Source organism: Apilactobacillus xinyiensis (assembly GCF_019656235.1).
Lineage (GTDB): Bacteria > Bacillota > Bacilli > Lactobacillales > Lactobacillaceae > Apilactobacillus > Apilactobacillus xinyiensis.
Genome location: NZ_BPLL01000039.1, coordinates 1 through 11342 on the forward strand (window position 1 = coordinate 1; position 11342 = coordinate 11342).

General features: G+C 30.9%; 10 protein-coding genes. 6 read left to right on the forward strand and 4 right to left on the reverse strand.

Annotated features, from left to right (window positions below):
• Positions 1-88 precede the first annotated feature (88 nt).
• The gene (locus tag K5Q11_RS07260; RefSeq protein WP_220728878.1) at positions 89-1267 is read right to left on the reverse strand and encodes a class I SAM-dependent methyltransferase; all 1179 of its coding nucleotides are present in this window, start codon (positions 1265-1267) and stop codon (positions 89-91) included.
• A 162-nt stretch (positions 1268-1429) separates the two neighbouring features.
• Here K5Q11_RS07260 and K5Q11_RS07265 point away from each other — a divergent pair, with 162 nt between their 5' ends.
• From K5Q11_RS07265 to K5Q11_RS07275, 3 genes are all read left to right on the forward strand, one after another.
• Positions 1430-2350, forward strand: coding sequence for a hypothetical protein (locus tag K5Q11_RS07265; protein ID WP_220752360.1), 921 nt, complete (start codon positions 1430-1432; stop codon positions 2348-2350).
• A gap of 11 nt (positions 2351-2361) precedes the next feature.
• Positions 2362-3402, forward strand: coding sequence for an AI-2E family transporter (locus K5Q11_RS07270; protein WP_220752362.1), 1041 nt, complete (start codon positions 2362-2364; stop codon positions 3400-3402).
• Between the two features lie 79 nt (positions 3403-3481).
• On the forward strand, positions 3482-4174 hold the full coding sequence (locus K5Q11_RS07275; protein WP_056966309.1) for a 2,3-diphosphoglycerate-dependent phosphoglycerate mutase: 693 nt from the start codon (positions 3482-3484) through the stop codon (positions 4172-4174).
• Between the two features lie 51 nt (positions 4175-4225).
• On the opposite strand, the gene K5Q11_RS07280 is transcribed toward K5Q11_RS07275, so the two are convergent.
• The 3 genes from K5Q11_RS07280 to K5Q11_RS07290 all read right to left on the reverse strand — a co-directional run bounded on the left by K5Q11_RS07280 (position 4226) and on the right by K5Q11_RS07290 (position 7284).
• Positions 4226-5128, reverse strand: a complete 903-nt coding sequence (locus tag K5Q11_RS07280; protein ID WP_220752363.1) for a polysaccharide deacetylase family protein — start codon at positions 5126-5128, stop codon at positions 4226-4228.
• A gap of 287 nt (positions 5129-5415) precedes the next feature.
• On the reverse strand, positions 5416-6630 hold the full coding sequence (locus tag K5Q11_RS07285; RefSeq protein ID WP_220752365.1) for a glycosyltransferase: 1215 nt from the start codon (positions 6628-6630) through the stop codon (positions 5416-5418).
• A gap of 180 nt (positions 6631-6810) precedes the next feature.
• Positions 6811-7284, reverse strand: a complete 474-nt coding sequence (locus K5Q11_RS07290) for a MerR family transcriptional regulator (RefSeq protein WP_220728873.1) — start codon at positions 7282-7284, stop codon at positions 6811-6813.
• A 171-nt stretch (positions 7285-7455) separates the two neighbouring features.
• Here K5Q11_RS07290 and K5Q11_RS07295 point away from each other — a divergent pair, with 171 nt between their 5' ends.
• From K5Q11_RS07295 to tyrS, 3 genes are all read left to right on the forward strand, one after another.
• A complete protein-coding gene (locus tag K5Q11_RS07295; RefSeq protein ID WP_220728872.1) occupies positions 7456-8910 on the forward strand; it encodes an MDR family MFS transporter in 1455 nt (484 codons plus the stop codon).
• Complete coding sequence (locus tag K5Q11_RS07300; protein WP_220752367.1) at positions 8910-9674, forward strand: DUF4811 domain-containing protein; 765 nt, start codon at positions 8910-8912, stop codon at positions 9672-9674. Before K5Q11_RS07295 ends, K5Q11_RS07300 begins: the two co-directional genes overlap by 1 nt.
• Positions 9675-9964: 290 nt before the next feature.
• Positions 9965-11221 (forward strand): tyrosine--tRNA ligase, encoded by a 1257-nt coding sequence (tyrS, locus tag K5Q11_RS07305; protein WP_220728870.1) that lies wholly within the window; start codon positions 9965-9967, stop codon positions 11219-11221.
• Positions 11222-11342: the final 121 nt, after the last annotated feature.

Below are 11342 nucleotides of genomic sequence, written 5' to 3' on the forward strand. Positions count from 1 at the left end.
TTGAATATCGAAATCATTCCATGAAATTAAATATTTAATTTAGTAATAATTGTCTAACTTTTTTAAGGCACTTCAAAGGGGTCTTTTTTTATTTGTACATATAATCTCTAGTTAATGGTAATTCTTGACCAGATGGTCCTTTAGAAATTAAGTATTGCATTACATCTACATTTCCAGCTTTAAAAGCTCCGGCACATGTTTTTAAATATAAGTCCCACATACGTAAGAATCGTTCGTCATCACCCATGACTTTTTTAACATCTTCAATTTTATTGTTGAAGTTAACGTCCCAACATTCAAGGGTTTTTTGATAATGACGACGCAATGATTCTAAATCATAAATTTGCATGCCATTATCTACAATGTGTTGGAGGTTTTCATTCATACCAGGAACATAACCACCAGGGAAGATATATTTGTTAATCCATCCATTATAGGCACCACCTTGTTGTCTAGTGATACCATGAATTAATGCCACACCATGAGGCTTTAGGTATTTGCTTACACATTTAAAGTATTCATCTAAGTTTTCTTTACCAACGTGTTCAAACATACCTACAGAAGTAACGTAATCAAATTGTTCATCACCTAAATTACGGTAATCTTCTAGTCTCACTTCAGCTAGATTTTCTAAGCCTTGGGCTTTGATTTGTTTATTTACATAGTCACATTGTTCTTGACTAAGAGTAACACCGACTACTTTTAGGTTAAATTCTTTAGCGGCAGTTAGCATCAAAGTTCCCCATCCACAACCGATATCTAAAAGGGTACGGTTAGGTTTAGGATTAAGCTTTTTGATTATATGTTGCATTTTTTGTTTTTGAGCAGTATAGATATCATCATCTGGTTTTTCGAAATATGCACATGAATATGTCATAGTAGGGTCAAGCCAGATTTTGTAAAAATCATTACCAATGTCGTAATGACTTTGAATATCTTTTTTACTCTCTTTTTCTGAATGTGATTGTTTAGGTAAAAATTTAATAAAACGATGGTCTCTAATGAAACTAGTAGATTTTTGGTAAGCTGAAACGATTAAATCTTCAATGCTTCCAGAGACTTCGATTCTTTTATCCATGTATGCTTCTCCTAAGGCAATAGAAGCATTATTGCGAATATCTTTAATTGGAACCGGTTCATTCATTTTAATTTTAGCAATTGGAGCGCCTTCTCCATATTGTTCAGTTTTACCGTCCCAATAAGTTACTTGAATTGGATCGTTAAATCCGTGTTTAAAAAATTGCTTGTAAAATGTTTTTTCAAACATGAAAACAGTCCTTCCTAATTAATTGTCGCCACAATTTTTTATTATACGCTTTTCATGGTTATTTTTGTAAGAATGAATTTTACCAGATTAAAAAGGATTGCTTTGAATGATTAAATGTTATAATTATTTCTAATGAGTTTATATTGTTTGAGGGGGATACATATGAAAAAATGGATATATTCTATAGTTTCCATTGTAGTTATTTGTTTAATTGGATTTTTTGCTTTTGGCAAATTTGGTGGGAATAAAACTGAAAATAAGGTAAGTACTACTACCAGCAAATATGATAGTTATATAAAAGCTGGTAAACAACATGTTCAAGATGAATCTTATACGGTTGCTAAATCTGATTTTCAAAACGCTTTAAAACAAAAACCAGGTGATAAAAAAGCGGATTTGTACTTAAATCAAACAGAAAACTTTGATGTTGCAAGTCAGTTATTTAATAAGGAACGTTATCGAGCAGCTAAAGTTGAATTTGAAAAAGTTGTTGATACTAAAAATGGTTTATCTATTTTAGTGCAAAGAGCTAACGATAAAATTAAATCCATTGAAAAAGCACAAAGTACAATTGCTAAATTTAGTGACATTTATGATAAAGCAATGAATGAATTTAAAGCTGGTAAGTATAAAGCATCATTAGCTACTTTGAATGAGATTTTTAAAGATGATGCAATTAATGAAAAATATTACAAAGACGTGTTATCTGCTGCTAATAAATTAAAACAAGCAGATAAAAAAGCTTTAAATGGTGAAAATAACGTTGAAGTTTCATCACCAGACTTTGAAAGCAATCTAACTAATAATAGTAGTGCTAATAGTTCAAGTAATACTAATAATCAATCTAGTCAAAATAGTGAAGCTAAATATAAAGGTTCTAATGAATACACTGTTAAAAAATCTGATAAAGAACTAAATGGTAATAAGATTAGTGACTCTGATATCCAATCGGCTAGAAAATCAATTAATAAAGCAGGTGTATATGCTGACTCTATGTCTGATCAAGATGTTAGAAATACTATAAAAGCTGCAAATAAAAAAGGTGTTTCTGTACAAGAATATGCCAAAACAGTTTTGAAATAGGGAGGCCTTAAATGGATATCTGGCAAAAATTTTTAAATAACGTAAAAGTTAGAAGATATGTAGTTTTAATTTTTATTGTCTGTTTTCTGTTTTTAATTCGCGGGATGCTTAGCATGATTTTACTAACGTTTATTTTAACGTTTTTAACTACTAAGTGGGTTAAATTTGTGCACAAAAGAATTAAAATTCCGGCACCTATTTTAGTTATTTTAACCTATCTAATATTTATAGTAGCAATTGTGGTGTTAGTTACAGTATACTTGCCAGTAATAGCTGATCAAGCGGTTATTGGTACTAAGCATATTATTAATTTTTACCAAGACCCATCTAATTTAATTGGTAATGACAATGCTAAACAAATCGTGCAACAATTTGTTGAAAAATCTAATTTTTTAAATACGCTAAAGGGTAGTTTAAATATTGTTTGGAGTTATGTAACTAGTGTTGGTCAAATGGGAGTTACTTTGTTTATTTCCATTATTCTTAGTTTCTTCTTTACACTTGAAGAAAAGCAATTAGCTGACTTTAGTAAAAAATTTTTAAATGCCGATTTTTCATGGTTCTTTAGTGATATTTATTATTTTGCACAAACTTTTACTAAAACATTTGGAGTAGTTTTAGAGGCACAATTTATTATTGCTGCTTTGAACACTGTTTTCACAACGATTATAATGTATGTGCTAGGAATGCCGCAGCTTGGAATTTTAGCTGTGTTGGTATTTTTCTTAAGCTTAATTCCAGTGGCAGGAGTAATCATTTCTTTGATTCCATTATGTTTAATTGGTTATTCGGTAGGTGGCTTTAAATACATCGTCTACTTAGTTATTATGATTACAGTTGTACATTTCTTCGAAGCATATGTGCTAAATCCTAAACTAATGTCATCACGTACGGACCTTCCAATATTTTTTACATTTTGTGCCTTATTAATAGGTGAAGAAACTTTGGGAGTTTGGGGTTTAATCGTATCTGTTCCAATTTTAACTTTTGTTTTAGAAATCATTGGGGTTAGAAGAATTCCTAAAAAAGAAAAGAACGAAATTAAAAGTTAATCTATAAATATACTGAAAAAAATGTTAAATTGGTGTAGAATTGGTATGTTAATTCAAGAATAGAAAGAGGTTAATACTTATGTCAAAACTTGTATTGATTCGTCATGGACAAAGTCAATGGAATTTAGCAAACAAATTCACTGGCTGGGTTGATGTTGATTTAAGCGATAAGGGTGTTGAAGAAGCAAAAGAAGCAGGTAAGTTAGTTGAAAAGGCTGGTCTTAAATTTGACTATGCATTTACATCTGTTTTAACTCGTGCTATCAAGACTTTACACTATGTTTTAGAAGAATCAGATCAATTATGGATTCCTGAAACTAAAACTTGGAGATTAAATGAACGTCATTACGGACGTCTTCAAGGTTTAAACAAAAAAGAAACTGCCGAAAAATATGGTGACGAACAAGTTCACATTTGGCGTCGTTCATACGACACATTACCTCCATTATTGAGTGCTGATGATGAAGGTTCAGCAGTTAATGACCGTCGTTATGCAGACTTGGATCCTAACATTGTTCCTGGTGGAGAAAACTTAAAGGTTACACTAGAACGTGTAATGCCATTATGGGAAGATGAAATTGCTCCTAAATTGTTAGATGGTAAGAACGTTATCATCGCTGCTCACGGTAACTCATTAAGAGCTTTAAGCAAATACATTGAAAGAATTTCTGATGACGATATCATGGACTTAGAAATGAAGACTGGTGAACCAGTTGTTTATGACTTCAATGATAAGCTAGAAGTACAAAGTAAAACTAAATTAGACAAATAAAAATTGTTTATAAAAAAGCCTTAGCTATTATTAGCTAAGGCTTTTTTGTATTTACTTTTTGCTAAACCATTCAGCGATGCTTGGCCAAGAATTATTATTAATAATAATTCTTGGTGTATATTGCAAATTACTATGTTTATGGCCATTATTTTGTACAATTCCACTGTCTAAAGTAGCAATCCAATCCAAATGTTGTGTATGAAGAAAATCATTGGTTTGAGTAGTTCCTCCACCATAAGGATATGCGAATGAATTTGCGTAATAGTTCATTTCTTTACGCATCACTTTACGTGAAACTGCAAAGTCTTTAGTAAATTTATGATAATTTTGTTTAAGATCAAAAATAGGTACTAATGATTTGGTTAAGTAGTGCATGTTATTAGTATGCAATCCAACTGTCATTAAATCACCGGCCATTTTTTTAGCGTAGTGAATTTGATTCCAAGTAGCTAGCTTAGTACCTTCACGATACTCACCAGTGTTTCCAGTAATTATAAATGTAGTGAACGGAAACTTATATTTTTTCATTACTGGAATAGCATTATCGATGGTTGAACGATCAATATCATCAAAAGTTAAAACAGCATATTTACCCTTAATAGGTTTTTTGCTATTAGTCATTTTGACCATTTGATCACCTGAAATGACTTTAATGTGGTGGTCATGTAAAAATTTCATTTGATATTCAAATTGATTGATTGGAACTTCAAAATCGTGTAGTTGTGAGTTAGTAGATAGCGTTTTGGCGATGTTAACACCTAGACTATTTTTTAAAACTCGATGATAGCAAAATACCATAATTCCATCATTAACTTTTTCTGATTGTTTATCTAATGAGTAATTTTCACTAGCACCACGATCGTACTGAACATTCTTTTTTAAAGTAAAAGCTAAGGCAATTACTATGACGATTCCTATAATAGTTATTATTATCTTTCTAGTGGTTCTGGACATTTTTATTTTCCCTTCTTAAATATCTTAATCTAAAGGTTGAATAAATTGCGGTTATTACGATTAGGGCAATCATTGCAATAAATAATTTTGTATATAGACCATAGTCTAAGTTAAATAATAAATAAAAACTAACCATATCATCGCTATAATAACCTAATAGAAAATTAACATTGACAAGAATTATAAAAAGTATGAATAACCACATTAAAAGGTATAAAAAGAAATGAAATGTTTTTCTTAACAAACTTAATTCTTTTCTAACGATATACTCTTCTCGCTTTTTCATTTTATAACCCCCGATCAGGACTACGCCAAGTACCATCTTGTTTTGGATCTAGGAAAAATGATACCAAGGCAGTAATACAACTAATTAAATTAATCATCCAATAATATACAACATAAATAGGGATTAATAGTAAATCTTTGAAATCCAGATAAGCCCGTTCTTTTGATCCCCAGAATCCAATTCCAAATTGTAAGAAACTAATTCCAATTAGAATCAACAAAACATCGCCATCTAATTGTACTTCATGATCTACTAAAAAGTTTAGTAAATATGAAATCGTGCTTAGAGCAGTTAAAACAGCCCAAAGATTACTAATAATAGTTTCGTATAGTAACGCTTTTCTAGTTATATCACTATGAATTAAGAAATCATGGTTTTTAACTAAAACTTCCATTCCACCACGAGCCCAACGGCGACGTTGTTTAATTAGATTTCTTACATTTTCAGGCACTAAAATCCAACATATAATTGAAGGTTGATATTTAATTTTCCAATTTTTTCGGTATAAACGCCAAGTGATATCGATATCTTCAGTTATAATTTTAGGATCCCAACCATTTACATCTTTTAATGCTTCGCGGCGGAAACCGACAATAACTCCAGAAACGGTATTAACTCTACCATATAAGAAGGATTGAGCCTTTTTAATAATATCAATCACACCAATATATTCTAGTAATTGTAATCTTCCTAAAATAGTAGTTCGATTTCTAACCACGGGTTTACCAGCAACCGCACCTAATTTTGAATTAGATTCTAGGGTTCTGACCATAATACTAACTGAGTCTTTAGCAATAATAGAATCAGAATCAATTCCCATAATGTATTTACCTGCAGAATTAGCAAATCCTTGATTCATAGCATTAGCTTTTCCTTGGTTAACTTCGATTGGAATAACTTTTACGGTAAACTGATCAGCGTATTTTTTTTGTATTTCATACATAATATGTAAAGTGTCGTCATCACTTTTATCATCAATCAAAATCACTTCAAAATTTTTGTAGTGAATATTTGAAATTGATTCAACGGCATCCCACAAAGTGTCATGTTCATTATGTGCTGGAACCAAAATAGATACGAGAGGTTCTTTATCATATAAAGGTAATATTTCTTTACGACGGTAAATAGCCTCATAGATACAACCAACAATCCAAATTACCGATACGAAAATCGGATAACCGATTACAAAATCGTTAATTATTTCAAAAAACCACATAATATATGTTTCCTCCTCGTTAAATGAAACAATAAAATTTTATATAAATAAATTCTTATTGCGGTTTATATGAATGACTTCTTAGAAACTTCATTATATAAGACTTCATGAAATATAGCAAAATTCAAACATTTTGTCACTAACATTATATATCAATTAAAAAAGAATTCTAAAATCTATTTAGAATTCTTTTTGTTTATCCATAATTTTAATTTCTGTTGATTGATCACCATGATTAATGAAATAAACATTTTTACTTTCATCACTACTTAGACTTCCCATATTAATGGCTGGACAATTATTAATTACGGAAATTCCATTAAATCTACTTTCTAGCATTTTTTTGATTACGTTACCAGTTTCATCAAAAATTGATGCTTTTTGGGCAGCACAACTAAGGGTAAATCCAGAATCTAAAAATGATTTAATTAGCTGAATTTTTATTAAGGAGTGGTATGAATACTGTTTGTTTTTATTCTTATCTGATTTTTCAGATTTAATATATCCTTTTTGATCCCAATAGCGAATTTGACTAGCGGAGATTCCAGTCATTTTAACAATTTGTCCAATCCCAATTTCAAATTGGGATTGTTTAATAATTTTAGCAATCCTTCTAGAATAATCTTTGATGTCCTCATTATTTACGTTTTTCAAAGGGAATGGACCTCCTTGTTTATAATATAATCTTTTGTTTATGTTTAATTATTTATAATAATTATATATTATATAATACCATTGTCAAATTAGTTGACAATAATCAAATTTATATAGTATAGTTGTTTCAACGTATTTTATAGAATTTTATTGTGAAAGAAGGAAATTAATATGGTTGCTTTAGATGTAACCGGCAAAAAATATAATCGTTTTATGTTGGTTTTAATCTTATTAGTTGGAACCTTTTGTACGGTTTTAAACCAGACAATTTTATCGACAGCTTTTCCTACCTTAATGAAGGCTTTTGATATCAACACTTCTACGGTTCAGTGGTTAACTTCTGGTTTTATGATGATCAATGGGATAGCTATTCCGGTCAGTGCATGGTTATCTACAAGATTTAATACTAAGTGGTTGTACTTAGTGGCTATGATGGTATTTGAAATTGGAACCGTCGTTTCATTCATTGCACCTAGTTTTGGTGTTTTATTAGCAGGACGTTTAATTCAAGCTCTAGGGGTAGGGGTTACAATGCCACTACTACAAACCATCATGCTAACAATTTTTCCACCGGAAAAACGTGGTGCCGCCATGGGGCTTTCTGGAATCGTAATTGGGTTAGCTCCAGCGATTGGGCCTACATTATCAGGTTGGATCTTAGTTAATGCGTCATGGAGATATTTATTTGGTTTAATCATTCCAATCGTGGCAATTGTTATTGTTTTAGGACTAAAATTTATGCGTCCTATTTTACCTACTAAAAATACTAAGTTAGATTATACTTCCCTGATTTTTTCAACAATTGGTTTTGGAAGTGCTTTATATGGATTTTCAGAAGTAGGAACAAAGGGTTGGGGTAGTAATATTGTTATTTCTACTTTAATAATTGGAGTCATCTTTATTGCATTATTTGTTTGGCGTCAAACGCGTATGGAAAAACCATTCTTAAACTTAAAGGTGTTTAAATCCACTCAATTCACGATTGCTACAGCTTTAAGTACAATAACAATGATGGCACTAGTTGGATTTGAAATGGTATTACCATTGTATTTACAAATCATTAGAGGGATGAACGCCTTACATTCAGGTTTAACACTATTAGCAGGAGCTCTAATGATGGGGCTAGTTAGTCCCTTTGCTGGTCAAATCTTTGATAAGTATGGAGCTAAGAACCTAACTAAAACAGGATTTACACTATTAACATTAGGGACTTTACCTTTCATTTTCTTAACTGAAGATGTTTCTATTCTATATGTAGTTATATTGTATGCAGTTAGAACTTTTGGAATGGCATTAGTTATGATGCCAGTTACTACTTCAGGAATGAATGCTTTGTCTACTGAAATGATGGGACATGGAACAGCTGTTAATAATACAGTTAGACAAGTAGGAAGTTCAATTGCTACGGCTGTATTAGTTTCTATTTTGTCCAATGTTACAACTAATTCGATGCCTGCTAAGAGTTTATTAAAATTAGATCCATTGGCATATAAAAATGAAGCTTTATCTGCGACACTAAGTGGTTATCATGCTGCCTTCACGGTTGCTATAATTTTAACGGTTGCAGGTTTGATCCTTTCATTTTGGCTTGGTGATGGTCACTATGTAAAGGAGGAGAATAAGTAATGATAATTTTCGTTTTAATCGTTGCAGGATTTTGCTTTTTCTTATGTACGAACTTATTAGTTAATAATAAAATATTACATGTCACTAGTTCACTTTTCTTTGGATTAATTACTTTAATTTCAGTAATACTAATTATTGCTAACTTTCATAATCATTTTGGTATGCATAAGGTGACTGAAACTAAGTCATCAGTATTAGTTTCAAATAGTAAAGATATTAATATGTTATTAAATCAACCCATTGGAACTTCTGGTAAGGATAATGTGGTTATTTATAAAACTAATGCAAATCAGAAAAAGCCTTTGCATACTTCAACTGATCAAACTAAGAATTACATTGTACAAGATGATACGAATGCTAAATTAGTTACTAAGACTACTAAGTGGCAATATAAAAATGATAATTATAAGTTATGGTTCAATTTTGCTCAAAAACCAACTCACTATCGAACAGTTAATTATTTCTACGTTCCTAAAGATTGGTTAAATCTTACGGTAAAACAAGCTAAGGCTTTACCTACAGTTATGAAAAAGATACAGAGCCAAAGCAACAATGCTGGACAACAACAAGCTATGCAGCAAGCAGCACAAGCCTTTGTTAAAAACGAAGTTATGAAAGGGATACAAAAGAATCCTAATATGACGGATAAAGATAAAAACCTCTTGATTAAGCAAAGTACTGCTAAGTTCAAACAACAAGCAAAGCAACAGGCGATGCAAAAAATGTTGCCTACAGTTAAAAAAGAATTGGCTAAGATAAAATAATGTTGACAATTTTAGTTTAGATTATTAATATAAGTAATAATCAATAAACGCTGTGAAATAGTCTAAGTATTTTCTATAATTTTGAGCACTCAGAAATCTAGTGGTTAATGTGAACTAGGCAATTATAGTTAAGAATTACAACTACGGAGCTTTTTAATTACGACGTTTTATCTCGTTATCGATATTTGAGTGATCTTAACTATTAGATAACTTGGGTGGTAACGCGGATTTATTAATTTCGTCCCTAGCAATATTATTGCTAGGGACTTTTTGTTTGGAGGAGAATTTATATGAATATTATTGATGATTTAAAATGGCGCGGTGCCATTAATCAACAAACAGATGCTGAAGGATTAAAAGAAATTGTAAAAGAAAAGAAAATTGGTTTATATGCAGGAATTGATCCAACCGGTGATAGTATGCACGTTGGGCATTTAATACCTTTTATGATTTTAAAAAGATTTCAATTAGCTGGTTACCGTCCATATATTTTAATTGGGGGAGCTACCGGTTCAATTGGTGATCCAAGTGGTAAAAAATCAGAACGTACATTACAAACAATGGAACAAGTTGAACATAATCAACAATGTTTAACTAAACAAATGGAAGGCCTTTTTGGCAAAGATGGTTCATTTAATATCGTTAATAATTATGATTGGTTATCAAAACTATCATTAATTGATTTTCTTCGTGATTATGGAAAATCATTTAATGTTAATACCATGCTTAATAAAGAAATTGTTTCTAGTCGATTAGAAACTGGAATTTCATACACTGAATTTACTTACCAAATTTTACAAGGAATTGATTTTGCACATCTATTTAAAGCGCATGATGTGCAATTAGAAATTGGTGGTTCTGATCAATGGGGAAACATTACTGGTGGAATAGAACTTATTCATAAATTGCATGGTTCAGATGCTAAAGCTTTTGGACTCACAATACCTTTAATGTTAAAAGCTGATGGAACCAAATTTGGTAAAACTGAAGGTGGGGCAGTTTGGTTAGATCCTGAAAAGACTTCACCATATGAATTCTACCAATTCTGGATTAATACTGATGACCGTGATGTTATTAAGTATCTTAAATACTTTACTTTCTTGAGTCATGAAGAAATTGAAGACTTAGCTGATAAAGTTAAAAATGAACCTTACAAGCGTGAGGCTCAACGTCGCTTAGCTGAGGCAGTAACTGAATTCGTGCATGGTAAAGATGCAGTATTAGAAGCTGAAAATATTACTAAAGCACTATTTTCAGGTGATATAAAACAACTTACTACTAGCGAAGTTGAACAAGGTTTAAAGAATATGCCTTCTATGGAAGTAACTAACGAAAAGAAAAATATAATCGAATGGTTATGTGATGACACTAAAATCGAACCATCACGTAGACAAGCTCGTGAAGATGTTAAAAATGGAGCAGTTAGAATTAATGGTGATAAAGTAACTGATATTGATTTTGTAATTGATCCAAATGCTTACTTTGACGGCAAATTTGTAGTAGTTAGACGTGGTAAAAAGCGTTACTTCTTGGCTAAAGTAAAATAGTTTTATAAAAAAGGAAATTAATTTAAATTAATTTCCTTTTTTTGTTGACATTTTTTAAAATACACGGTATATTATTACTTGCGCTGTTAAATGTGCATATCACTTAAATATTTAAATGTTA